This window comes from Streptomyces sp. NPDC001890, assembly GCF_042891445.1.
GTDB lineage: Bacteria > Actinomycetota > Actinomycetes > Streptomycetales > Streptomycetaceae > Streptomyces.
Genome location: NZ_JBIATE010000021.1, coordinates 1 through 23,929, shown reverse-complemented (window position 1 = coordinate 23,929; position 23,929 = coordinate 1). Strand labels below are relative to the sequence as shown.

The 23,929-nt window shown below is 72.1% G+C and carries 22 protein-coding genes and 1 pseudogene; 14 read left to right on the top strand and 9 right to left on the bottom strand.

The window, feature by feature from the left end:
- Nucleotides 1–18: 18 nt before the first annotated feature.
- Nucleotides 19–1,491: an APC family permease gene (locus ACFYY1_RS33745; RefSeq protein ID WP_388592428.1), complete on the bottom strand. Its 1,473-nt coding sequence runs from the start codon at nt 1,489–1,491 to the stop codon at nt 19–21.
- A gap of 170 nt (nt 1,492–1,661) precedes the next feature.
- Here ACFYY1_RS33745 and ACFYY1_RS33740 point away from each other — a divergent pair, with 170 nt between their 5' ends.
- Entirely contained in the window at nt 1,662–2,375 is a 714-nt protein-coding gene (locus tag ACFYY1_RS33740; protein ID WP_388592301.1) for a TetR/AcrR family transcriptional regulator, read from the top strand.
- 73 nt (nt 2,376–2,448) lie between these two features.
- Here ACFYY1_RS33740 and ACFYY1_RS33735 read toward each other — a convergent pair whose 3' ends face one another.
- Together ACFYY1_RS33735 and ACFYY1_RS33730 are read right to left on the bottom strand one after the other, a co-directional pair.
- Nucleotides 2,449–2,964 (bottom strand): DUF402 domain-containing protein, encoded by a 516-nt coding sequence (locus tag ACFYY1_RS33735; protein ID WP_388592299.1) that lies wholly within the window; start codon nt 2,962–2,964, stop codon nt 2,449–2,451.
- Complete coding sequence (locus tag ACFYY1_RS33730; RefSeq protein WP_388592298.1) at nt 2,945–3,865, bottom strand: GNAT family N-acetyltransferase; 921 nt, start codon at nt 3,863–3,865, stop codon at nt 2,945–2,947. The genes ACFYY1_RS33735 and ACFYY1_RS33730 overlap by 20 nt, the downstream gene beginning before the upstream one ends.
- An 80-nt stretch (nt 3,866–3,945) precedes the next feature.
- On the opposite strand from ACFYY1_RS33730, the gene ACFYY1_RS33725 reads away from it, so the two are divergent.
- Nucleotides 3,946–4,323, top strand: a complete 378-nt coding sequence (locus tag ACFYY1_RS33725; RefSeq protein WP_388592296.1) for a GntR family transcriptional regulator — start codon at nt 3,946–3,948, stop codon at nt 4,321–4,323.
- A 10-nt stretch (nt 4,324–4,333) separates the two neighbouring features.
- Here the strand turns inward: ACFYY1_RS33725 and ACFYY1_RS33720 are convergent, their stop codons facing one another.
- Nucleotides 4,334–5,428: a DUF5925 domain-containing protein gene (locus tag ACFYY1_RS33720; protein WP_388592294.1), complete on the bottom strand. Its 1,095-nt coding sequence runs from the start codon at nt 5,426–5,428 to the stop codon at nt 4,334–4,336.
- A gap of 235 nt (nt 5,429–5,663) precedes the next feature.
- Between ACFYY1_RS33720 and ACFYY1_RS33715 the strand changes: the two genes are divergently transcribed.
- From ACFYY1_RS33715 to ACFYY1_RS33705, 3 genes are all read left to right on the top strand, one after another.
- On the top strand, nt 5,664–6,464 hold the full coding sequence (locus tag ACFYY1_RS33715) for an SGNH/GDSL hydrolase family protein (protein ID WP_388592292.1): 801 nt from the start codon (nt 5,664–5,666) through the stop codon (nt 6,462–6,464).
- A gap of 301 nt (nt 6,465–6,765) precedes the next feature.
- Nucleotides 6,766–7,029, top strand: coding sequence for a hypothetical protein (locus ACFYY1_RS33710; protein WP_177328053.1), 264 nt, complete (start codon nt 6,766–6,768; stop codon nt 7,027–7,029).
- 240 nt (nt 7,030–7,269) lie between these two features.
- Complete coding sequence (locus ACFYY1_RS33705) at nt 7,270–7,878, top strand: TetR/AcrR family transcriptional regulator (RefSeq protein ID WP_388592291.1); 609 nt, start codon at nt 7,270–7,272, stop codon at nt 7,876–7,878.
- A gap of 9 nt (nt 7,879–7,887) precedes the next feature.
- On the opposite strand, the gene ACFYY1_RS33700 is transcribed toward ACFYY1_RS33705, so the two are convergent.
- Complete coding sequence (locus ACFYY1_RS33700) at nt 7,888–8,640, bottom strand: ABC transporter permease (protein WP_388592425.1); 753 nt, start codon at nt 8,638–8,640, stop codon at nt 7,888–7,890.
- A gap of 71 nt (nt 8,641–8,711) precedes the next feature.
- Entirely contained in the window at nt 8,712–9,689 is a 978-nt protein-coding gene (locus tag ACFYY1_RS33695; protein ID WP_388592289.1) for an ATP-binding cassette domain-containing protein, read from the bottom strand.
- A 63-nt stretch (nt 9,690–9,752) separates the two neighbouring features.
- Between ACFYY1_RS33695 and ACFYY1_RS33690 the strand changes: the two genes are divergently transcribed.
- Nucleotides 9,753–10,460, top strand: a complete 708-nt coding sequence (locus ACFYY1_RS33690) for a TetR/AcrR family transcriptional regulator (protein ID WP_385825050.1) — start codon at nt 9,753–9,755, stop codon at nt 10,458–10,460.
- Between the two features lie 20 nt (nt 10,461–10,480).
- Here the strand turns inward: ACFYY1_RS33690 and ACFYY1_RS33685 are convergent, their stop codons facing one another.
- The 3 genes from ACFYY1_RS33685 to hmgA are packed head-to-tail and all read right to left on the bottom strand — an operon-like array spanning nt 10,481 to nt 13,940.
- On the bottom strand, nt 10,481–11,755 hold the full coding sequence (locus ACFYY1_RS33685; protein WP_388592286.1) for a type ISP restriction/modification enzyme: 1,275 nt from the start codon (nt 11,753–11,755) through the stop codon (nt 10,481–10,483).
- A 33-nt stretch (nt 11,756–11,788) separates the two neighbouring features.
- Complete coding sequence (locus ACFYY1_RS33680) at nt 11,789–12,565, bottom strand: GntR family transcriptional regulator (RefSeq protein WP_388592284.1); 777 nt, start codon at nt 12,563–12,565, stop codon at nt 11,789–11,791.
- A gap of 46 nt (nt 12,566–12,611) precedes the next feature.
- Nucleotides 12,612–13,940 (bottom strand): homogentisate 1,2-dioxygenase, encoded by a 1,329-nt coding sequence (gene hmgA / locus ACFYY1_RS33675; RefSeq protein WP_388592283.1) that lies wholly within the window; start codon nt 13,938–13,940, stop codon nt 12,612–12,614.
- A 155-nt stretch (nt 13,941–14,095) separates the two neighbouring features.
- On the opposite strand from hmgA, the gene ACFYY1_RS33670 reads away from it, so the two are divergent.
- The 8 genes and pseudogenes from ACFYY1_RS33670 to ACFYY1_RS33635 form a co-directional block, all read left to right on the top strand.
- Nucleotides 14,096–16,225 carry a right-handed parallel beta-helix repeat-containing protein gene (locus ACFYY1_RS33670; protein ID WP_388592282.1) on the top strand — a complete coding sequence of 710 codons (2,130 nt, stop codon included), beginning with the start codon at nt 14,096–14,098 and terminating at the stop codon, nt 16,223–16,225.
- A 119-nt stretch (nt 16,226–16,344) separates the two neighbouring features.
- Nucleotides 16,345–17,148: a hypothetical protein gene (locus tag ACFYY1_RS33665; protein ID WP_388592424.1), complete on the top strand. Its 804-nt coding sequence runs from the start codon at nt 16,345–16,347 to the stop codon at nt 17,146–17,148.
- A complete protein-coding gene (locus tag ACFYY1_RS33660) occupies nt 17,145–18,428 on the top strand; it encodes a hypothetical protein (RefSeq protein ID WP_388592281.1) in 1,284 nt (427 codons plus the stop codon). The genes ACFYY1_RS33665 and ACFYY1_RS33660 overlap by 4 nt, the downstream gene beginning before the upstream one ends.
- Before the next feature lie 51 nt (nt 18,429–18,479).
- Entirely contained in the window at nt 18,480–19,100 is a 621-nt protein-coding gene (locus tag ACFYY1_RS33655) for a TetR family transcriptional regulator (protein ID WP_388592280.1), read from the top strand.
- Nucleotides 19,101–19,282: 182 nt separating this feature from the next.
- Nucleotides 19,283–20,752 (top strand): CitMHS family transporter, encoded by a 1,470-nt coding sequence (locus ACFYY1_RS33650; protein WP_388592279.1) that lies wholly within the window; start codon nt 19,283–19,285, stop codon nt 20,750–20,752.
- Nucleotides 20,749–21,095 (top strand): annotated as a pseudogene (locus ACFYY1_RS33645) (hypothetical protein); the annotation flags it as partial. The gene ACFYY1_RS33650 and the pseudogene ACFYY1_RS33645, both read left to right, overlap by 4 nt.
- Before the next feature lie 229 nt (nt 21,096–21,324).
- Entirely contained in the window at nt 21,325–23,211 is a 1,887-nt protein-coding gene (locus ACFYY1_RS33640; RefSeq protein ID WP_388592277.1) for an ABC transporter ATP-binding protein, read from the top strand.
- Between the two features lie 545 nt (nt 23,212–23,756).
- Nucleotides 23,757–23,929, top strand: a 173-nt coding sequence (locus tag ACFYY1_RS33635) for an aldehyde dehydrogenase family protein (protein ID WP_388592422.1), incomplete at its 3' end; no start/stop codon positions are given.

The window sequence follows — 23,929 nt, the reverse complement described above, 5'->3', positions numbered from 1 at the left end:
CGGGGAGCGGTGCGGACGTCACACGGCGGCACCGGCCTCGTCGGTGACGGAGGGGACGTGGTCGGGGACCGAGGGGACGCGGGCGGGGACGAAGTAGGGCGACCGGCGGTGCCAGCGGGCCCATGCGGCGGCCAGCAGTCCGGAGCCGATCATCAGGACCGGGACGAGCAGCGCGAACCATCCGTTGTCGGCGGAGACCTCGAAGTGGTCGGTGGAGCGGTAGAAGGTCCAGGCGAGGTAGCCGCCGGTGGCGAGCAGCGCGAGCGCGCCCAGCACCGGTGCGACGACGGCGCGCAGGGCCTCCAGGGGTGAGGTGCGCAGCAGGTGGCGGAAGCTCACCGCGGCGGCCGCCGCGGTGAGGGCGTAGTAGAGGGCGACGACGATGCCGATCGCGTTGACGGAGGCGAAGATCAGATCGTTGACGGTGGGGATGACCAGCGCCAGCATGGCGAGGATCAGGGCGATCGCGGTGATTAGCAGGGTGCCGGCGGCGGGGGTCTTGTGTTTGGGGTGCAGTCGCGTCCAGACGGGGCCGAGAACGCCGTCGCGGCCCATCGCGTACATCCCGCGGGCGGTGGGGATGACGGAGGCCTGGAGCGACGCCACCGCGGAGAACATGAGGGCGATGAGCGGCAGGGCGGCCAGCGGCTGATCGGCGAGCTTGGTGCCGAAGTAGGCGAGTCCCTGCGCGCCGTTGTCGGCCAGTTCGTCCAGCGGCAGGACCCGCTGGAAGGCCGTACCGGCGAGCAGGAAGAGGAGCAGCATGACGGTCAGCGCGATGATCCCGCCGCGGGAGGCGTCCTTCGGGTCGCCGACCTCCTCGCCGACGCTGAAGACCGACTCGAAGCCCCAGTAGCAGAAGACCGCGAGCACCATGCCCTGGGCGAGGGCGGCGGCCGAGGGGATGTCGAAGGGGTTGAACCACTGGAGCGAGAAGGGCTGGTCGCCGGCGAACAGGCCGTAGCCGCAGAACGCGAGCAGCACGCCGTACTCGAAGATCAGCAGGTACTTCTGGAGACGCGCCGCGAGGTCGAGTCCGCGCACCGCGACCAGCGCGGCGGCGACCAGGACGGCCATGCCGAGCAGGGTGGACTGGAAGGTGGAGTCCGGATCGAGGGTCAGGCCCCCGATGCTGTGGACGGTGGCCTGGCCCAGCAGCTGGATGATCGCCGAGCCGGTGATCGTGGTGGTGTAGGCCATGAACACGATGGTGCCGACGACGTTGACCCAGCCGGTCAGGAAGCCCAGCCAGGGGCTGAAGATGCGGCCGACCCACTTGTAGCTGCTGCCCGCGTTCGGTTCGACGCGGTTGAGCCGGCCGTATCCGCCGGCGATGCCGAGCACGGGCAGGAAGGCCAGCAGCATGATCGCCGGCAGGTGCAGGCCGACGATGGTCGCCATCAGGCCGAGCCCGATACCGATACTGCTGGTGGCCGCGGTGCTCGACGCGGCGAGGACGATGCCGTCGACGATGCCTATGGACTTGCGCATCGCGGCCTGTGGGGCCTGGTCGCCGCCGGCCGGTGTGGTGCTTGCGTTCTTCACTGGTACCACCAACAGTCGTCGCCTTGTTCAGGGGAGGTGGCCGGATGACCCGGATGGCACGCCATGAAACCGTTGCCCTCTTCACACGTCAATGCTGTTGTCGTAAGCTCCGCGCCATGAATGAGCGTGTGGTTCCGGAGTCGCAGCGGCGGCGCAGAAGGCCGACGAAGCAGGGCACGGTGCTGTCCGAACAGGTCATCGTGGAGACGGCTCTGAGGCTGGTGGGCCAGCACGGTGCGGACGCTCTGACGGTCCGGCGGCTGGGCGCCGCGCTGGGCGCCGACCCCAGCGCGCTCTACCGGTACTTCCACAGCACCGACGATCTGCTGCTGGCGGTCGCCGACGAGCTCATCGGCCGTGCCCAGCAGGGGTGGCGGCCCACCGGCGAATGGCGCAGCGACCTGTGGGAACTGGGCCTGCGCGTCCACGCCTCGTACCAGGCACACCCACAGGCCGCCCTGCTGGCGGCGCACCGGACGACGGGGCGGAACAACGAGACGCGGGCCGTGGAGGCGGTCCTCGGCATACTCCGGTCGGCGGGCTTCCCCGACCGGGAAGCGGTACGGATCTACCACGCCTTCGTGGACCAGGCGCTCGCCTTCGCGGCCCTGGACGCGGCCGCGCTCGCCCTGCCGGCCTCCGCGCAGGCGGCCGATCTCCAGGTGTGGCAGCACCGCTACGGCCGCCTGGACGCGGACACCCACCCCCATATCGGCGCCACCGTGGGGCTGCTGGCCGACGACATGATGCTCAGCGGCTATCCGTTCGCGCTGGAGCTGCTCCTCGACGCCGCCGCGGCCAGGCTGCCCGGGGCGGCGGCGGGCGACTGAGCCCGGACCGGGCAGGGGCGGAGCGGACCGGGGCAGTCCGCTCCGCCCCGCTCTTATGCCAACGCCATTGACATCAGTTCGGGGCCGGGGTCCGATGGCGGAGCAACGGCGCGAGACCCTCCGTGCGGGCCAGGTGCTCCAGCTCGTCCAGCGCCCGCAGCGCCGCGTCGGCCGCCGCGGGATCGCGTCCGGCGAGACCGCTCTCCTCGAACTCGTCCTCGTCCAGCCGCAGTACGGACGAGCCGTCCGCCGACACCCACAGGTCCAGGTCCAGGTCCTCGACCAGCAACTCCCCGTCCCGCAGCACCGCGGGGCGGGTGATGTCGCAGTACCAGCCCTTGAGCCCGCCCGTGCCGCTGCGGACCTCCTTCACGGCGAACCAGCGGTCACGCCAGTAGTGCTCGGTGAACACGTCGCCGGGCTCGAACCGTACGAAGCCGAAGTCGCGGACCCCCGGCGCCGCCCACGGCGCACGCACCGTGACCCGTACCCCGTCGTCGCGGACCACGTCCGCCGGGTAGCGGATCTTGGTCCGCCCGGCCTTCACCAGGACGACCACCAGGGCGGACTCAGCCGAGCCTGCGGACATGGCGCACCTCCGTGGCGCAGATCTCGTAGCCGAACCATCGATTGACCGCCAGCATCGGGCCGTTGTCCGCGTCGTTGCCGGTGTACGCGTCCGTGTAACCGGCCGCGCGCGCCCGGTGCAGCGAGTCGTTCTTGGCGAGCTTGGCCAGGCCCCGGCCGCGGTACGCCCGGCGGGTGCCGGTCATCCCGGACATGTACCGGGTCAGGCCGTCGGTCTGCGCGGCGCTGAACGCCGCCGGTTCCCCGTCCACCACCGCGACCGAGGTGAGCTCGCGGTCGAGCCCGGGGGCGCGCCAGGTGTTGTTCAGCCAGTCCTCGTAGTCGGACAGCCGGGCGGGGGTGTCGCTCGGCTCGTCGGCGGTGGTCTCGGCGTCCAGCTCGAAGAGCGGGCGCGGGTCGTCCGTGAAGTCCGCGGCGGTACGCAGCTCGACGCCCGGCGGGAGCTCCTGGCGGGGCGGCAGCGGTCCGCCCGCCAGATCGAGATGGAGGAAGTGCGCCGGACGGCTCGGCGCGTAGCCGCGCTTCTCGGCGAAGGCCCGGTTCGACGGGGTGTCGAGCACCCAGGTGTAGACGGCCTTCGCGCCCTCCCGGGCCAGGTACTCCTCGGCCGTGCGCACCAGCAGCGCACCGGCCCCGCGCCCGGTGCGGTCCGGACGCGTGTACGTGTTGCAGAACCCCTGGCCGGGTTCGGGGCTGTCGTGGACGATGCCGACCTGCGCGGTGCCGATGAGCTCCCCGTCCGCCTCGGCGACCAGCAGCCGGGAGCGCTTGTCGGGGTGGGCGTTGGCCAGCTCGAAGACGACGGACTCGGGTGTCGTCACCATGTAGGGCAGAGCGGCGCGCCGGACCCGTACCCAGCCTTCGGCGTCGGCCGGGAGGAAGTCGCGAACGATGACAGTCATGGGCCGGACGTTACGCGTGGGCCGTCACCGGCCGCCCGTGAATTTCCGGCGGCGCGGCGGACGTGGGGGAGAATCGGGGCGTGACCCTGAAGATCGCTCTTGATCCGGACGCCGGTACCGCCCCGTACGAGCAACTGCGCACGCAGATCTCCGAACTGGCCCGCTCCGGCGCGCTGCCCGTCGGTTTCAGACTGCCGACCGTACGCGGCTTCGCCGAGGAACTCGGCCTCGCCGCCAACACCGTCGCGAAGGCGTACCGGGCGCTGGAGGCGGACGGGGTGATCGAGACCCGTGGCCGCAACGGCACGTTCATCGCCGCCGCCGGTGACGCGGCGGACCGTCATGCGGCCGCCGCGGCACAGGAGTACGCGGAGCAGGCGCGGCGGCTCGGCCTGTCCCGGGAGGAGGCGCTGTCCCTGGCGCGGGACGCGGTACGGGCGGCGTACGGGACACAGTGAGCCGGCGGGCTCAGAGGTACAGGCCCGCGTCCGCCCCGGAGTCCTGCTTCGGCACCGACGCGGGAGTGCTGCCGCGCCGCAGCGCGTACAGCTCGGCGAGGGTTGCGCCCTCGCGGCCGACCCCTTCCTCCGTGCCCAGCCAGGACACCGCCTCCTTGCGGGTCAGTGACCCCACCTCGATCCTGGCGAGGCACCGGCCGGGCCTGACCACGGCCGGATGGAGCCGCTCCAGGTCCTCGTTGGTGGTGACGCCCACCAGCACGTTGCGGCCCTGCCCGAGCAGCCCGTCGGTCAGGTTCAGCAGCCGGGACAGCGCCTGGCCCGCGGTGTGCTTGGCCTCGCCCCGGATCAGCTCGTCGCAGTCCTCCAGCAGCAGGAGCCGCCACCGGCCCTTGGCCGTGCCCTCGTCCTCGCCGATCGCGATGTCCATCAGATAGCCGACGTCGTTGAAGAGCCGCTCCGGGTCGAGCACGCAGTCGACCTGGCACCAGTCCCGCCACGAGCGTGCGAGCGTGCGCAGCGCGGACGTCTTGCCGGTGCCGGGCGGGCCGTGCAGCAGGAGCAGCCGGCCCGCGATGTCGTCGGGCGTGACCTTCATCAGCCGGTCCATGGCATCGGCCACCGGTGCCGTGTAGTTGCCGCGGACCTCGTCCCAGGTGCCGGCCGCGATCTGCCGGGTGGTGCGGTACGGGCCGCGGCGCGGGGAGACGTACCAGAAGCCCATCGTCACGTTCTCCGGCTGGGGTTCCGGTTCGTCCAGGGCGCCCTCCGTCGCCCGTTCGAGGATCTGCCGCGCCAGCTCCGGGCTGGTCGCGGTGACCGTGACGTCGGCGCCGCGGCTCCACCGCGAGACGAGCAGGGTCCAGCCGTCGCCCTCGGCGAGCGTGGCGCTGCGGTCGTCGTCGCGGGCGGCGCGCAGCACCTTGGCGGCCGGGGGCAGCAACGTCGCCCCGGTCTTGACGCGTTCCAGTGAGGAGCTGTGCGAGTACGGCTGCTCGCCCGTCGCGAAACGGCCGAGGAACAACGCGTCGACCACGTCGGACGGGGAATCGCTGTCGTCGACGGTGAGCCGGATCGGCAGAGCGGACTCAGGGTTGGCGGACATGGCGCCCATGATCCGGCAAGGGGGTACCCGGCGCACCCGGGTTTCACCGTCTTCCTCCCCCTTCCTGATTCCTGGCCGTGGCACCGGACATGACGGGGGCTCAAGGGGGCGCATAGAGAAGCTCAAGGTCCGCGGGGAAAGTTGGCATGCACACTTCCGGTGGGGGTGCCGGTGCTGCTACCACGGTCTCGGCAGACCGCGCGGAGATCCCACCGGTCGGTCCTAGGGAGGTTCCATGAAACTGTCCAGACTCGCGGCACTCTCGTCCTCGCTCCTGCTCGGTGCCGTACTCGCCCTGACCGGGGCGGCCACCGCCAACGCGGCCACGGCCGTCGACTACGTCGCCCTCGGCGACTCGTACTCCTCGGGTGTCGGATCCGGCAGTTACGACAGCGCCAGTGGCGACTGCAAGCGCAGCACCAAGGCGTACCCCGCGCTCTGGGCCGCCGCCAACTCGCCCGCCTCGTTCTCCTTCGCCGCCTGCTCGGGCGCTCGTACGGGTGATGTGAAGGCCAATCAGCTCGGCCCGCTGAACTCCTCGACCGACCTGGTCTCGATCTCCATAGGCGGCAACGACGCGGGCTTCGCCGACGTCATGACGACCTGTGTCCTCAATTCGGAGACCACCTGCCTCAACCGGATCGCCACGGCCCGCAGCTATGTCGAGTCCACCCTGCCCGGCAACCTCGACTCGGTGTACACGGCGGTCCACGCCAAGGCGCCGTCCGCCCGTGTCGTCGTTCTCGGCTACCCGCGCTTCTACAAGATCGGCGGCAGCTGCGCCGTCGGCCTGAGCGACAAGGTGCGCACCGCGATCAACAGCGCGGCCGACCTCCTCAACTCGACGACCGCCAAGCGCGCGGCCGACCACGGATTCGCCTTCGCCGATGTCGCGGGGAAGTTCACCGGCCACGAGATCTGCTCCGGCAGCGCCTGGCTGCACAGTGTCAACTGGCTCAACATCGGTGAGTCCTACCACCCGACCGCGGCCGGACAGTCGGGCGGCTACCTGCCCGCCTTCAACTCGGCGGCCTGATACCACCCGTGCGCGTGCCGGGCCCGTTCGGCCGTCCGACGGGCAGGAGGCCCCCTGTTCGCGGGGGTCTCCGTCCGGCGTGGCCCGGGGACGGTCCGCGGTCCCTGGCGGGGTCGCGGCCGGAGCATCTCCGTCCGTTTCCGTTCTGTCCAACTCGCCCTGAAATCGGGCGGATTCATGAGCGGGGTGTCAACCTCCGTATATGTGTGCGCAATCCTGTGACCGGGATACACGGGTGTCGCCGCGGGGCGATAGGGTTAACCTGCCCGGGCCGGGTGCCCTCGTACGGGTGGGGAGTGACATGGAACAGATAGCGATGCGGAGCAGGCCGCGTGTGCCTGCCATCACATGCGGGAGCGGTGCGACGAGTTCGCGCCTCGACCGCCATCTCGCGGTGCTCGGCGGCCCTGCCGTGCCACAGCGCGAGGCTGCGGAGGCGACCTTGCTGATGCGCGAGCTGACCTCGCGCGATGCCGCCCATCACCGTCGGAGCAAGAGTGCGCGGGTCTCGCTCTTCGCGCCGCTGCGACGGCTGAGGCGTTCGCTCTTCGGCAGCCGCCGCTGACCCGACGGCCCGTCACGACCGCTCGACCGGTCCACCGCCCGGGCTCCCCGGCCAGGGTCCGTCGCCCGGCCCCCCGCTCGGGGCCGTGGTGGCCACACCGTCCCGGCGCTGCGCTGCTGTCCGCCCTCCTGTCATCCCCAGGGCCCACAGCAGCGCTTCGGTGTGTTCGCGGGGCATCGGAGGGTGACGGCCGGGAGTTCCGAAAATACTTCGACGTCGAAGCACTTCTAGACTGTATGTATGTCCGGAAAGCGAGCCGCGCGCCTGAGCCCCGACGAACGACGGGCCCAGCTGGTCGCCATCGGCCTGGACATGCTCACCGACCGGTCACTGGACGAACTCTCCACGGACGACGTGGCGCGGCGGGCGGGCATCTCGCGGGGGCTGCTCTTCCACTATTTCGACTCCAAGCGCGACTTCTACCGCGCCGTGGTGCAGCAGGAGTGCGACGACTTCGTCGCAGCCACGGAACCGGACCCCTCGCTGGGGCCCGTTCCCTGGCTGCGATCGTTCATCGCCGGTTTCGTGCGGTACGTGCTGGAGCACCGCAGGGTCTATCTCGCCCTGGTCCGCGGTGCCGCGGGCAGTCACCCCGCGGTGGAGGACATCGTCGACGCGACCAGGGCCACCCTCGCCCGGCGGGTGGCGGAGGGGCAGCGGCGGCTCGGGATGCCGGACTCGCCGAGACTGGCCGTCGCCGCCCGCGCCTGGACGGCGTTCGCGGAGGAGGCCGTGACCAGCTGGCCGCGGGGCGGGCCGGACGCGCCGGCGGAGCTCGGGGCCTTCCTGGAGTCGAGCTTCATCAGCCTGCTCGGCGCCCTGGACCGGCCCTGCGCGCTGCCCCGGTGAACGTCAGGGTCACTCGCCGCCGCGCGCGTAACGCCGTACGGACAGCGGGACGAACACCACCAGGAGCACCACCGACCAGACGAGCGTTCCGGCCACCGGGTGGGCGACCGGCCAGGCGGCGTCGGCGGCCGGGGACGCGTTGCCGAACAGGTCGCGGACGGCCGAGGCCACGGCGCTGATCGGGTTCCACTCCGCGACCGTCCGCAGCCAGTGCGGCAGATTGTCGGTCGGGATGTACGCGCTCGACAGCAGCGGCAGGACGAAGGTGGCACTGCCCAGCTGCCCGGCCGCCTCCTCGTTGCGGATCAGCAGGCCGAGCCAGCAGCCCACCCAGGACGTGGCGAAGCGGAACAGCAGCAGCAGCCCGAAGGCGCCCAGGGCGGCGAGCGGGCCGCCCTCGATCCGCCAGCCGACCGCGAGCCCGACCAGGATCAGCGGGACGATGCCGACGGCGGTGGTCAGCAGGTCGGCGGCGGTCTGGCCGAACGGCACGGCGGGCCGGCTCATCGGCAGCGTGCGGAAGCGGTCCATCACCCCGCGATGGCAGTCCTGCGCGGACTGGAACATCCCGGTCATGATGCCGCCCGCCGCCGTCGCGGCCAGCAGCCCCGGCACCAGGAACGCCCGGTACTCCTGGCCGGGCATGGCCAGCGCGCTGCCGAAGACGTACCCGAAGAACAGCAGCATGGTGATCGGCATGGTCTGGGTCAGGATCACCACGCCCGGGGCGGCCTTGATCCGCTGCAGATGGCGGCCCAGCATGGCCAGGCCGTCGGCGACGGGGCTGCTCGTGGCGGGCGCGGCGGGCCGCTCGTGGACCAGTGTCGTGCTGCTCATGCTGCCGTCTCCTTCAGGGGCGGGGAGGTGCGGCCGTCGCCGCGGTCGGTCAGGCGGAGGAAGACCTCGTCGAGCGTGGGCGGGCGCAGGCTCGCGTCCACCAGTGCCACGCCCGCGGCGTCGAGTTCGCGGACGATACGGGGGAGGGTGAGCGTGGCGTCGGTCGCGACGGCGCCCACGGTGCGGCGCTCGTGGTCGAGCACCGGTTCGGCTCCGGTGAGCTGGTCGAGCACACCGGCCGCCGGGACCAGCGCCGACTCATGGGCGACGATCACCTCGGCGTAGCTGCCGATGCGGGACTTCAGCTCGGCGGGGGTGCCGCGGTGGGCGGCCCGGCCCCGGTCGATCAGCACGATGTCGTCGGCCAGCTGGTCGGCCTCCTCCAGGTACTGCGTGGTGAGCAGCACGGTGGTGCCCCGGTCGGCCAGCTCCCGTACCGCCGCCCAGATCTGGTTGCGGCTGTGCGGGTCGAGGCCGGTGGTCGGCTCGTCCAGGAAGAGCACCCGCGGGCGGGTCAGCAGGCTGGCGGCGAGGTCGAGGCGGCGGCGCATGCCGCCCGAGTAGGTGCGGGCCGGGCGGTCGGCCGCCTCGGTCAGCTCGAAGCGTTCCAGGAGTTCGTCGGCGCGGGTGCGTGCCGCCTCGCCGCGGAACCGTTGCAGCTTGGCGAAGAGCCGCAGGTTCTGCCGGCCGGACAGCTCGCCGTCGACCGAGGCGTCCTGCCCGGTGACCCCGATGGCCGCGCGCACCGCGCCCGCCTCGCGCACCACGTCGTGGCCCGCGACCAGGGCGCTCCCGCCGTCGGGTGCCGTCAACGTGGTGAGCACCCGGACGGCGGTGGTCTTGCCCGCCCCGTTCGGCCCCAGCACTCCGCAGACGGTGCCCTCGGTGACCGCGAGATCGAGCCCGCGCAGCGCGTGGACATCGCCGTATCGCTTCTCCAGACCTTCACTAAGTACAGCGTACGTAGTCATCATGTGCCCACCGTACCGCACTACGTACGGTGTACGTAACTACGATGGTGGGCGAGGTGATGATCGATGGTGGGGCGACCCGCTGTACCCGAAGTGATCTGGGCGCGCCCCGAGCGTGCGGGCCGGGGCCCCAAGCCCGCGTTCAGCCGTGCGGACATCGCGGCGGCCGCCATCCGCATCGCCGATGCGGAGGGCTTGGACGCGGTGTCGATGCGCAAGGTCGCGGCGGAGCTCGGCTGCGGCACGATGTCGCTCTACAACTACGTGCCGCGCAAGGAGGACCTGCACGAGCTGATGCTCGACGCGGTCAGCGGCGGGTACGAATATCCCGAGCCGTCCGGCGACTGGCGCGCCGACCTCGTCGCGCTCGCCCGCCAGGCCCGCGCGATGATGCACCGCCACACCTGGCTGCCCCGGCTGATGTCACCCGTGTACGGCTTCAGCCCGAACGCCCTGCGGTACATGGAGTACGCGCTCAGCTGCCTGGACGGGGTGGACGCGAGGTTCGGCGAGAAGATGGAACTGATCGCGATGGTCAACGGCGTGGTCACCACCTACGCGTCCAGCGAGATCGCGATGGCGGAGCGCAGCCGGTCGCTGCCCTGGTCCGAGGAGCAGGAGAACGCCGTGCGCACCGGCTATCTGATCAGCCAGATCGCGACCGGGAAGTATCCCCGGATGGCGGCCGGATTCGCCGAGGACCCCGGGCCGATCGACATGGAGGGGGTCTTCGACCGGGCGCTCGGCCGGGTGCTGGACTCCTTCGACCGGTAGCGGCCGGGCCGGGCGCCCCGTCAGAGCAGTGCGAACTGCCCGTCCGGGCCCTCCTCCTGATGGCCGAGCACCGAGGCGGGCCGCCGGGCCGTGGCCGCGACGGGCAGGACGCCCGCCGCCCGGAGCTCGGCGGCCGTGATCGACGGGCCGTCTGCGAGGGCCTCCTGCCGGGGGCGGAGCCCGTCGAGCAGGGCGAGCAGGGTGATCAGCTCCAGCAGCTGGGAGGTCCACTCCTGGGGCCAGGCGTGCGGCCGGATCGCCTCCAGACCGTCCATGTCCCGCGCACCGGCTACCGACCGCCGCTCGAACCAGAGCTCCAGCATCCGGACCCCGCCCACCCGGAACTCCCAGGCCCCGGGCGGCACGGGCGAGATGCGGCCCGTTCCCACCGTGAGCGTCTCGCTGCCGGCCTCGTACGCCAGCCCGTCCGGTACGGGCGGAACCGCGGCCCGCACATAGGGCCGCCGCCCGCCCGGCAGCCGTGGCCGCTCCGTGCCGCGGGCCCCGCGCAGATGCAGCCGCAGCAGCTCCTCGCCCAGCTCCACCCCGGCGGACCAGCGCGCGGTGCCGGCGGGCAGCGGCACCACGCACCCGGCGGGGGAGCGGCGGGCCGCCGCGAGCACCCAGGCCAGCACCGAACGGGCGGTCACCGAGTCGCCGTGGCGGGCGCGCAGCAGGTTCAGCAGCCCCGGGGCCAGATTGGGCTCGTGGCCCTCGGGGCGCCGGTACAGAGGCCGGATCCGGCCGGGCCGGCCCGCGGGGGAGTGGCCGTCCGGCAGCAGCGCCGTCACCGACAGGGCGGGGCCGGTGTCCTGGGGCACGTATCCGTGCTCCACGGCGAAGAGCTGGTGCCCGTCGGCGACCCGCCACAACTCGGGGCGGGCGGCGTCGATCAGCCGGTGGTCGGGGAGCAGCCACTGCTCGTCGAACGGGCCGTGCGCGATCCGTACCGGCTCCGGGCACGGCCCCGCCTCGCGGGCGAACCGGCCGGTTGCGGTGGCCTGTCCGGGCAGCGCCGCCACCGGGGTTAGCGGGGTGCGGGTAGGGGTCGCCCGGAACAGCCGCTCGCGTTCGCCGGCCGGGGCCCGCACCAGGCGCTCCCAGCGAGCCCTGAGCGAGGCGGCGTCGGGGGCGATCACCCAGGGGCGGCCGGTGCGCAGCGGCCGCACGGACCAGGGCATCAGGTCGTCGAGGAGCGGGGCGTCCATGTCCCGGGCCTCACCGGAGCCGCCCGCCGCCCGTGCCGCCACCGTGTCGTCCTCCCCGTCGCCACGTCCGCCCGCCTTCCCGGGCATCGTAGCCGCGCCCGCGCGGCGCGAGGCAGGGCTTCAGCGCGCCTCCACGGTGACCGAGAAGGAGAACCGGTCGCCCCGGTAGCGGATCTGCGCCACGTCGACCACCTGGCCGCTCTCGTCGTACGTCACGCCCGTGTAGAACAGGATCGGGCTCAGCAGCGGGACCTGCAGGAGTTCGGCGGTGGCCGGGTCGGCCAGGCGTGCCTCGACGGTGTCGGTGATGCGCGCGATGCGGACGCCCACCCGGTCGCGCAGCACCTTGGTCATCGGCCAGCGTTCGAGATCGGCGACGTCCAGACGGGCCGCCACCTGCGGACGCACCACGTTCTCCGCCCAGTTGGTGGGTTCGTCGCTGTCCCCGTCGCGGCGCAGCCGGCGGTAGCTGACCAGCTCGGCGCAGTCGGGGAAGTACTCGGTGAGCTCCCCCGGCACGGGGACCGGACCGTGGCCGAGCACCGAGGTCCGCTCGCCCGACTGCTGGGCCACGATCGCGTCGATCGAACCCAGCAGCCGGACCGGCGACACCCGGCGGGCGCGCGGCTCGATGAAGGTGCCGCGCCGCCGGTGCCTGCTGATCAGCCCTTCCGTCTCCAGCTCCTTGAGCGCCTGGCGCATCGTCAGGACGCTGACGCCGTAGTGCGCGGCGAGCTGCTCCTCGGTCGGCAGCCGCGCCGAGGCGTCCTTGGCGCGGCCCAGTATCGAGGCGCGCAGGGATTGCGAGACCTGGTACCACAGCGGCAGCTTGCGGTTGAGCACCAGCGAGTCGGGGGCGAAGGCCGGCCCCGGGGAGATCTTGGGCGTCTGAGGCACCTGGGGCCTTTCGTTCGGACCGGGCCGGGAGCGGGGGTGGTGTCGCCTACGGCCTGAAGTTGCGGCTCAGACCCTGCCACACGTCGTCGTAGCCGTGCTGAAGGTGTCCGGCGGTCGCCGCCTGCTCCGTCGCCGTCACCGGCCAGCGGGTCTCGAACATGAAGGCGAGGCCGTCGTCGATCTTCTGCGGCTTCAGCTCCGCCCCGCTGGCCCGGTCGAAGGTCTCCCGGTCCGGGCCGTGCGCCGACATCATGTTGTGGAGCGAGCCGCCGCCCGGGACGAAGCCGCCCTTGCCGGCCGTCTTCGCGTCGTACGCGCCCTCGATCAGGCCCATGTACTCGCTCATCACATTGCGGTGGAAGTACGGCGGCCGGAAGGTGTCCTCGCCGACCAGCCAGCGCGGCGCGAAGACGACGAAGTCGACCCCGGCCAGGCCGGGGGTGTCGGACGGCGACGTCAGCACCGTGAAGATCGACGGGTCGGGGTGGTCGTAGCTGATCGAGCCGATCACATTGAACCGGTGCAGGTCGTAGACGTACGGGGTGTGGTTGCCGTGCCAGGCGACCACATCGAGGGGCGAGTGGTCGTAGGTCGCCGACCAGAGGTTCCCGCAGAACTTGTTGATCACTTCCACCGGGCGGTCGTCGTCCTCGTACGCGGCGACCGGGGCGAGGAAGTCCCGGGCGTTCGCCAGGCCGTTGGCGCCGATCGGGCCGAGGTCGGGGAGGGTGAACGGCTGGCCGTAGTTCTCGCAGACATAGCCGCGGGCGGTGGCGTCGAGCAGCTCCACGCGGAACCGGACGCCGCGCGGGATCAGCGCGACGTGTCCCGGTTCGGCGCGCAGCAGGCCCAGTTCGGTACGGAGCAGCAGGCCACCGCGCTCGGGGACGATCAGCAGCTCGCCGTCCGAGTCGCTGAACACCCGGTCCGTCATGGACACATCGGCGTGGTACAGGTGCACGGCCATGCCGGTGCGCTGCGCCGCGTCGCCGTTGCCGCCGAGGGTCCACAGGCCCGCCAGGAAGTCCGTCCCGGCCGCGGGCTCGGGGAGCGGGTCCCAGCGCAGCCGGTTGGGGTCGGGCACGGATTCGGTGAACGGGGCGGTCCGGATCGCCCCGTTGCCGACGCGGACGAACGGAGGATGCGCGGCCGACGGGCGGATCCGGTAGAGCCAGGAACGGCGGTTGTGCGCTCGGGGTTCGGTGAAGGCCGAGCCGCTCAGCTGCTCCGCGTAGAGCCCGAGGGGCGCCCGCTGGGGGGAGTTGCGGCCGTGCGGCAGCGCCCCCGCCACCGCCTCCGAGCTGTGCTCATTGCCGAAACCGGCGGAATGCTCCAGCGCTTCCGCCGTCTTCCTCGCCTGCTCGATGCCGCTCATGTGCGCTCCCGGTGCCGAAGGAATCCTATGGGTAACCGTAGGAATCGAACCGGGGTGAGTCAACGGCATTCGTGAGGCACCCGGGTGCCCGGGGGCTCAAATGCGTGGTGCGCAGGGGGGTTCCAAAAGTTGAACAATGCTCTACTCTCGCGCACATGTCGTGGACACGAAGACTTCTGGTGATCCTGGCGGCACTCGCCACCGCCCTCCTCGCGGCCCCGGCCGCCCAGGCGCACGAGGAACGTCCGGTCACCCTGCCCGACGGCACCGGCAGCGTTCCCGTGTACCGGACCGGCGAGCCCGACCTGCTGGTCTGCAAGACCGACCGGGCGGACTTCGAGCGCCGGGTGTCCGGCTTCCCGGACGCGCTGCGGGAGCGGAACCTGAAGCTCTTCGAACGGTGCCGGAAGTCCGGCTACCGCCATCTGCAGCAGGCCGTCGACGCGGTGGACCGGTCCGGCATGAACATCGCCGTCCTGCCCGGCCTGTACGAGGAGGAGCCCTCGCTGCCCAGGCCGACCGGGGAGTGCGCCCGGCTGAAGGCGCGCAAGTCCCAGCTCGGCTACCAGATCCTGTCGTACGCCCAGCAGGCGCGGTGCCCGCACAACCAGAACCTGGTGGCCGTCCTCGGCAAGAAGAACCTCCAGATCGAGGGCACCGGCGCCGAGCGCACGGACGTGATCATCGACGCCAAGTACCAGAAGCTCAACGCGATCCGCGCGGACGGCTCCGACGGCGTCTACTTCCGCAACTTCACCGCCCAGCGCACCACCTTCAACTCCCTGTACGTGCTGGCCCAGGACGGCTTCGTCATCGACTCCGTCCTCACCCGCTGGAACGACGAGTACGGCTTCCTGACCTTCGCCAGCGACCACGGGCTGTACAAGAACTGCGAGTCGTACGGGAACGGCGACTCCGGCATCTACCCGGGCAGCGCGTCGAACATCAACGACGGCTACGGCTACGACGTGCCGCGCTACTCCATCGAGATCACCGGCTGCCGCAGCCACCACAACATGGTCGGCTACTCCGGCACCGCGGGCGACTCCGTCTACGTCCACGACAACGAGTTCGACCACAACATGGGCGGCGCCTCGATGGACAGCGCCTTCCCCGGCCACCCCGGACTGCCGCAGAACCACGCCCGCTTCGAACGCAACCTGATCCACGACAACAACGCCGACTACTACCGCTACGTCGCCGACGGCACCTGCGCCAAAGCACCCGTGGACCGCGGGTACGAGGAGGGCGTCGTCTGCCCGCAGATCTCCATGCCGCCCGGCTCCGGCATCATCACCGCGGGCGGCAACTGGAACCGGTACGAGAACAACTGGATCTACGGGCAGAACCGCGCCGCCTTCGTCCTGACCGCCGTCCCCGCCTTCATCCGGGGCGAGGAGGCGATGTCCAAGCAGGCCGACACCTCGCACCACAACCGGTACGCCGGCAACCACCTCGGCGTGGACAAGGCGGGCAACTCCCGGCCCAACCGCACCGATGTGTGGTGGGACGGCCAGGGCGAGGGCAACTGCTGGCAGTCGGACGCCGGACCGTCATCGCCGCGCGCCCTGCCCGCCTGCGGCTCCGAACGCGGCGATGTGTCAGGGCACGCCGACCGGCTCTTCGGTGAACCGGTCAAGCTCGCCCAGCTGCTGGTCTGCGCCGACTACAACGTGCAGGCGCGCCGGCTGCCGGCCGGCTGCGACTGGTACGGGGCGCGGGGCATCGAGCGCATCGAGGTGCAGATCGCGCTGACGGTCGCGGTGGTGCTCGCGCTGGTCGGCGGGGTGCTGTGGTGGCGCAGGCTGCGCGGCAGCCGGCTCGCCACGGTGGTCACGGGGCTCGGTGTGATCGGCCTCGGGCTCGATGTGGCCGGGGCGACGATGGGGCTGTCGGCCTCCTACGTGCCCGCGCTGGCGCTGCTGCTGACCGGGGTGTGGTGGACCGGGACCGGTCTCGTGCTCCGCAGGGAGCGGCCCTGGCTGGGCTGGACCACGGTGGTGCTGGGTGCGCTCACGCTGCTGGACGCCGTGGACAAGGCCGTGTTCATGATCCCGTGGATTCCGCTCAGTCCGGCCTGGGTGCGTGGACTGCTCGGCGTGGTCTGGGTGGTGTGGGCCGTGGTCGCCGCCGCCCGCCACGGCGAACCGGACACCATCGACGCCCCGGGCTCCCCGGACGCGCCCGACGCGTCGGGCGAAGGCGCGGCCCCCCGTTCCGCGCAGGCCTCTGCTTCTGCCTCTGCCCCTGCTCCCGCGCCCGCCCCGGAAGGAGACGCGTCGTGAAGCGTTCCCCCAGGCCCCTGCGAGCCACCCCGGCGAACCCGGCCGCTCGGCCGACCCCGACCCCGACCCCGACCGCTCGGCCGCGCCGAGCCGCCCGGCCGGTCGCGGCCGCCGTCACCCTGCTCACCGCGGGCGCCCTCGTCCTCGGGGTGAGCGCCTGCGGCGGGCGGGCCACCACCCACCACAAACCGGGCACCAGCCATGAGCAGGCCGACGGCAGCGTCGGCAAGCTGCTCGCCGCCGACGACGGCTCCGGCAGCCGGCTGCGCCAGGTCGACGCCGAGGGCGCCCCCTCGGTGGCGGTCGCCGTACGGCCGGACTCCGAGGACGGGTGGAACGTCCACCTCTCCGTACGGAACTTCAAGTTCACCCCGGACAGCGTGGGCGGCGCCGCGCTCCCCGGGCGCGGCCACGCCCGGCTGTTCCTCGACGGCCACCCCCTCGCCCGCCTGTACGGCCCCTGGTTCCACCTCCCCGCCTCCCTGGTCCGCGGCGCAGGAAAGGGCGGCACCGAACTCACCGCACGGCTCTACGCCGACGACCACACCGCCTGGGCCGTGAACTCCGCCCCCGTCCAGGCCGACACCCCCCTCTCCCCGGTCACCCCCTCCAAAGCGGCCACCGCCCCCGGAGCAAGCGGCTCCGCAACACCCCGGCCCGACACGACACTTGTCGAGATCGCCGTCTCCCACGGAAAGGTCAGCCCCGCCCCCGGCCGCACCGAGATCAAGAAGGGCCGGACCGTCGAACTCCGGGTGCGCAGCGACCGCGCCGACCACCTCCACGTCCACGGCTACGACAAGGAGGCCGCCCTGCCCGCGGGCAGGACCGTCACCCTGACCTTCACCGCCGACCGCAGCGGGCTCTTCGAGGTCGAGACCCATGAGTCCGAGCTGCTCCTGACCCAACTCGTCGTACGGTGAGCGTCCTCGCCCACGGCATCGGCGCCCAGCACGACCTTCCGCTGTCCCCCTTCTACGCGTTCGCGGGTGCCTTCGCCGCGCTCTTCGTCTCCTTCCTCGCGCTCGGCCTGCTCTGGTCCGCCTCCCGGTTCCGGGGCGACCGGGCGGGCCGGCCGCTCCCGTCCGCCGTCCAGCGCCTCGCCGACGCCCGCCCCACCCGTATCGCCCTGCGGGCGCTCGGCCTCGCCGCCGCCCTGTACGTCACGCTCCAACTCCTCCTCGGCCCGGACGACCCGGACCGCAACCCGGGGCCCGGCGCCGTGTACGTACTCCTCTGGGTCGGGCTGGTCCCGGCCTCGCTCCTGCTCGGTCCCGTCTGGCGGCTGCTCAACCCGCTGCGCACCGTCCACCTCCTCGTCTGCCGTGCCCTGGGCCGCGACCCCGCCGCGGGCCGCCCCCTTCCCGTACGGCTCGGTCTGTGGCCCGCGGCCGCCGGGCTCCTCGCCTTCACCTGGCTCGAACTCGTCGCCCCCGATCCCGCGTCGGCCACCGCCCTCCTGCTCTTCCTCGCCCTCTGCACGGCCGTCCATCTCGCGGGCGCCGCCCGCCACGGCGCCGGATGGTTCGACCGGGCGGACGCCTTCGAGGTCTACTCGGGGCTGCTCGCCCGGCTCTCCCCGCTCGGCCGCCGCCCCGCCGACCGCCGCCTCGTGCTCCGCTCCCCTTTCAACGGGCTCGACGCCACCCCGCAGACCCCCGGGCTCGTCGCCACCGTCTGCGTCATGCTCGGCTCCACCGCCTACGACGGCTTCTCCGACGCCCCGTCCTGGATCACCACCGTCCAGACCTCACCCCTGGGCCGCACCACCGTCGCCACCCTGGGGCTCCTCGGCGCCGTCGCCCTCGTCGCCGCCCTCTATGCCCTCTGCGCCGGTGCCGTCCGGCTGATCTCCGGCCAACTGCGCCACCCCCTCACGGCCTTCGCCCACTCGCTCGTCCCGATCGCCCTCGGCTATCTGATCGCCCACTACTTCACACTCTTCGTCACCGAAGGCCCACGTACGGTCATGGTGGCATTCGGCACCGACAACCCGTCCCCGCCCGAGTCGCCCCTGGGCCCCGGTGGTGTCGCCACGCTCCAGGTCGCCGCGATCGTCCTCGGCCACGTACTCGGCGTCATCGCCGCCCACGACCGCTCCGTACGCCTCTTCCCGTCCGGCCGCGCCGTCGCGGGACAACTCCCGCTGCTGGTCCTGATGATCACGTACACCATCGGCGGGCTGTCACTGCTCATCGCGTGAGAGCCACGCCGCGAGCAGGCGGCCACCACCGCAGAGGAGACCCACGGCATCATGGAGCCCGTGCCCGATACGAACACGAACCTCCGCCGCGCCCCCGTGCAGCAGCGCAGCGCCGAGCGCCTCGCCCGGATACTCGACGCCTGTGCCGAACTCCTCGACGAGACCGGCTACGAGCAGTTGTCCACCAGGGCCGTGGCCATCCGTGCCGGGGTTCCCATCGGCTCCGTGTACCGGTTCTTCTCCAACAAGCGCGCACTGACCGATGCGCTGGCCCGGCGCAATCTGGACAGCTACGCCGAACGCGTCACCGCCCGGCTGTCCGTCATCCCGGCCGCGGACTGGCGCAGCGCCATCGACGCCGTGCTGGACGAGTATCTGGCGATGAAGCGCTCCGTGGCCGGATTCGCCCTCGTCGACTTCGGTGCGGCGGCCCCCGAGGAGGACCCCGCCAGCGACGCCAACCAGCGGGTCGCGAGCCGGCTCGGCGAGCTCCTCTCCGGGTACCTGGTCGGCACCTCCGACAAGGACCTGTCGCGCACCGTCCTGGTCTGCGTCGAGGCCGCCGACGCCCTCCTCCAGCTCGCCTTCCGCACCGACCCGGCGGGCGACCCGGCCATCGTCGCCGAGACCCGCACCATGCTGCGGGCCTACCTGGCGCGCGTACTGGAGTGACGACGCGACCGGAGCGCCGGCGGGGGGCACCGGTTGTGCCCACACCATGACGCCCGCGTTGACCTGGGGTTTTGCTCGTATTGCTCGCATGTCAACGTCTTGTTAACGCTTCGAGTCGCGCCCTAACGTCATCCGCACCGCCGAGTCCGGCGGGAGTTCAAGGGTGAGCGATAGGTATCCACATGCTGACAATCCTCGGCTTCGCCATGATTGCGACCTTCCTGGTCCTGATCATGCTGAAGAAGATGTCGCCGATCGCGGCGCTGGTCCTGATCCCCGCGCTGTTCTGCGTCGCGGTCGGGCAGGGCGCGAAGCTCGGTGACTACGTCATCGAAGGCGTCGGCAATCTGGCCCCGACCGCCGCGATGCTGATGTTCGCCATCGTCTACTTCGGCGTGATGATCGACGTCGGCCTCTTCGACCCGATCGTGCGGGGCATCCTGCGCTTCTGCAAGGCCGACCCGATGCGGATCGTCGTGGGTACGGCGGTGCTCGCCGCCATCGTCTCCCTCGACGGCGACGGCTCCACCACCTTCATGATCACCGTCTCGGCGATGTATCCGCTCTACAAGCGCCTCAAGATGAGCCTGGTCGTGATGACCGGTGTCGCCGCCACGGCGAACGGCGTCATGAACACCCTGCCCTGGGGCGGCCCCACCGCCCGTGCCGCCACCGCGCTCAAGCTCGACGCGGGGGACATCTTCGTCCCCATGATCCCGGCGCTCGGCGTCGGCCTGGCCGCCGTCCTGCTGCTCGCCGTCGTGCTCGGCCGGCGCGAGCGCAAGCGGCTCGGCATGCTCACCCTGGACGAGGCGCTGGCCACCGGGACGGCCCTGGAACCGGAGACCGTGCTGGTCGGGGCGGGCGGCGCCGGCGACCGCACCCGCAAGAACTCCGGCGGAGCCGGCACGGGCACGGGTACGGGCGGCGACGCGGCGCGGAACGCGGGACCGGACGCGGACGGGGACATCGTCGCCGACGCCGACGGGGACGCTGACGGGGACGAGGGCTTCAAGGGGCTGGACCCGAACCGGGCCACGCTGCGCCCGAAGCTCTACTGGTTCAACGCGGGCCTCACCATTGCCCTGCTCGCTGCGATGATCATGGAACTGATGCCGATCCCGGTGCTCTTCCTGCTCGGCGCGGCCCTCGCCCTCACCGTCAACTTCCCCCACATGCCCGACCAGCGGGCCCGGATCGCCGCCCACGCCGACAACGTCCTCAACGTCTCCGGCATGGTCTTCGCCGCCGCCGTCTTCACCGGCGTCCTCTCCGGCACGGGCATGGTCGAGCACATGGCCGACTGGCTGGTCGGCGCCATCCCCGCCGGCATGGGCCCGCACATGGCGATAGTCACCGGCATCCTCAGCATCCCGCTGACGTACTTCATGTCCAACGACGGCTTCTACTTCGGTGTCGTCCCGGTGCTCGCCGAGGCGGGGGCCGCCCACGGTGTCTCCCCGCTGGAGATCGCCCGCGCCTCCCTGGTCGGTCAGCCCCTGCACATGTCGTCCCCGCTCGTCCCGGCCGTCTACGTGCTCGTCGGCATGGCGAAGGTCGAGTTCGGCGACCACACCAGGTTCACCGTCAAGTGGGCGGCGCTCACCTCGCTGGTGATCCTCTGCGCCGGCCTCCTGTTCGGCATCATCTGACCGTGCGCACCACCCAGGAACCCGGCAGGAGCCGGCTGCTGCGCCTCGTCATCGCCTTCGCCTTCGCGCAGGGGGCGGTGTCGATGGCGCGGCCCGCCGTCTCCTACCGGGCTCTTTCGCTCGGCGAATGGGGTCTCCCCTGCTCGAACGCAGTTGAGAGCTTGGGGAAGAGCGCGCCATCGGTGTGATCACCGGGGTGTACGCGCTCCTCCCGCTCTTCGCCGCCGTCCCGCTCGGGCGCCGCACCGACCACGGCCGGTGCGCGCCCCTGCTGCCCTTCGGCGTCGTACTGATCGCGGGCGGCTGCGCCCTGAGCGGCCGGGCGGGCTCGCTGACCGCGATACCGGGAACCGCCTGGGGCAGGTCGCGGCCCCCGCGTCCGCCGGTCTGATCGCCGGGGTGGCGGGCACCGCGGCGCCGTTCGTCATGCTCGGCGCCCTCCTGGTCGCGGCGGCGGGACTGGGTCTGCGGGGCGGTCGGCCGGACCGGAAGGCCGGTGCCACTCCGGACGTCCCGCTGCGCAAAAACCCTTCCGTTGACCTCAAGTCCACTGGAGGTCGTACGTTCCTCCCATGAGCATGGAAACCACGGCGTGGACACAGCTCCACAACGTCATGAACGCGCAAGCGGACCGACGCCCCTTCGACCGGCACACCCTGCGGCGCATCGCCGCGTTCGCCCGCCCGCACCGGCGCCGGGTCGCCCTCTTCCTGATCCTGAGCGTGGCGACGGCGCTGCTCGCGGTCGCCACCCCCGTCCTCGCCGGCCGCGTCGTCAACGCCATCGTGACCGGCAAGGAGTCGGGCACCGTCACCCGGCTGTCCCTCCTCATCGCCGTGATCGCCGTCGCGGAGGCCGCGCTCGGCCTGGTCAGCCGCTGGCTCTCGGCCAATCTCGGCGAGGGCCTGATCCTCGATCTGCGCACCGCCGTCTTCGACCATGTGCAGCGCATGCCGGTCGCGTTCTTCACCCGGACCCGCACCGGTGCGCTCGTCAGCCGCCTCAACAACGACGTCATCGGCGCCCAGCGGGCCTTCAGCAACACCCTGTCCGGCGTCGTCAGCAATGTCGTGACGCTGCTGCTCACGCTCGGCGTGATGCTCTCCATCTCCTGGCAGATCACCGTGCTCGCACTGGTGCTGCTGCCGGTGTTCGTCCTGCCGGCCCGCCGGATGGGCTCCCGGATGGCGAGACTCCAGCGGGAGGCCGCGGCCCACAACGCCGCGATGGGCACCCGGATGACCGAGCGTTTCTCCGCCCCCGGCGCCACCCTGATCAAGCTCTTCGGCCGCCCCGCCGACGAGTCCGCCGAATTCGCCGTCAGGGCGGGCCGGGTGCGCGACATCGGCGTACGCACAGCCATGGCCCAGTCCGCGTTCATCACCGCCCTCACCCTGGTGTCCGCCCTCGCCCTCGCCCTGGTCTACGGGCTCGGCGGGTTCTACGCGCTGCGCGGGCAGCTGGACGCGGGCGCGGTCGTGGCGCTGGCCCTCCTGCTGACCCGGCTGTACGCACCGCTCACCGCGCTCGCCGGGGCACGCGTCGAGGTGATGAGCGCGCTCGTCAGCTTCGAGCGGGTCTTCGAGGTCCTGGACCTCAAGCCGCTCATCGACCAGAAGCCCGACGCCCGCGCGGTCCCGGACGGCCCGGTGTCCGTCGAGTTCGACCAGGTGCGGTTCGGCTACCCCTCCGCCGACAAGGTCTCGCTCGCCTCGCTGGAGGACGTCGCGAGCCTCGACACCCGCGGCGGCGACGAAGTGCTGCGCGGCATCTCCTTCCGCGCCGAACCCGGCCAGACCGTCGCACTCGTCGGCTCCTCCGGCGCGGGCAAGTCGACCATCGCCCAACTGCTGCCCCGCCTGTACGACACCGACGAGGGTTCGGTACGCATCGGCGGCGTCGACGTACGCGACCTGACCTCCGACACCCTGCGCGACACCCTCGGCATGGTCACCCAGGACGGCCATCTCTTCCACGAGTCGGTCCGGGCCAACCTGCTGCTGGCCCGCCCCGGAGCCACCGAGGAGGACCTCTGGGACGCGCTGCGCCGCTCCCGCCTGGACGGACTCGTCGCCTCACTGCCCGACGGGCTGGACACCGTCGTCGGCGAACGCGGCTACCGGCTCTCCGGCGGCGAGCGCCAGCGCCTCACCATCGCCCGGCTGCTGCTGGCCCGCCAGCGCGTCGTCATCCTCGACGAGGCCACCGCCCACCTCGACAACACCTCCGAGGCGGCCGTCCAGGAAGCACTCACCGAGGCGCTCGCCGGGCGCACCGCGGTCGTGATCGCCCACCGGCTCTCCACCGTACGGGCGGCCGACCTGATCCTGGTCGTGGAGAACGGGCGGATCGTGGAGCGGGGCACGCACGACGCACTCCTCGCGGCGGGCGGCCGGTACGAGGAGCTGTACCGCACCCAGTTCGAGAACCCCGGCGCGGAGCCCGCGGAGCTCGGCTGACGACGGCCGCCCGGGAGCCGACGGTCGGCGGCCGGCGGTCGGCGGGGGACGGGGGACGGGGGCGGGGGAACGGGGGTCCCGGACCCGGTCCGCCCCGATGTCCTCGACGCCCCATTCCGGGGTACCCGGATCGGCGTCGGCCGCGGCGTCCGAGGCCGCGCTCTCGGTGGCGTCGAGTTCGTAGTGGCAAGTGTTCGAGCGAAGTCGAGAACTTGGGGAAGGATCTGCGCCGTGGGGATCGGGGCAGGTGCATGGGGATGCTCCTCCTGGAGGGGTACGGGGGATCCCGTCCCGGCGGTCCCGGAACTGCGGGGGAAGTCACGGCGCGGGGCGGGCTGGTCCCGGACGCCAGGAGGAGGGCGTGACGGGCGTATTACCGGCCCGGTCACTGGCCCGGCCGGACGGACATCCGGCGCACGGCGTGGCACCGTGACGGGAGCCATGGCGAGCGGCCCTGGTGAAATGGCCCCTGGCGCCCAAAAACTAACAGCGCTAGTTTGGGGCGCGGACGACTACGCCGTGACCACGGCCCCGGGAGGAACGCGATGAAGGCCCACGACGGTATGTACATCGACGGCGAGTGGCGCACCGCCGCGGGCCCGGACACGATCCCGGTCGTGAACCCGGCGGACGAGCGGATCATCGCCCACGTCCCGGCCGGCACCGCCGAGGACGTCGACGCCGCGGTACGGGCCGCCCGCGCCGCGCTCCCCGCCTG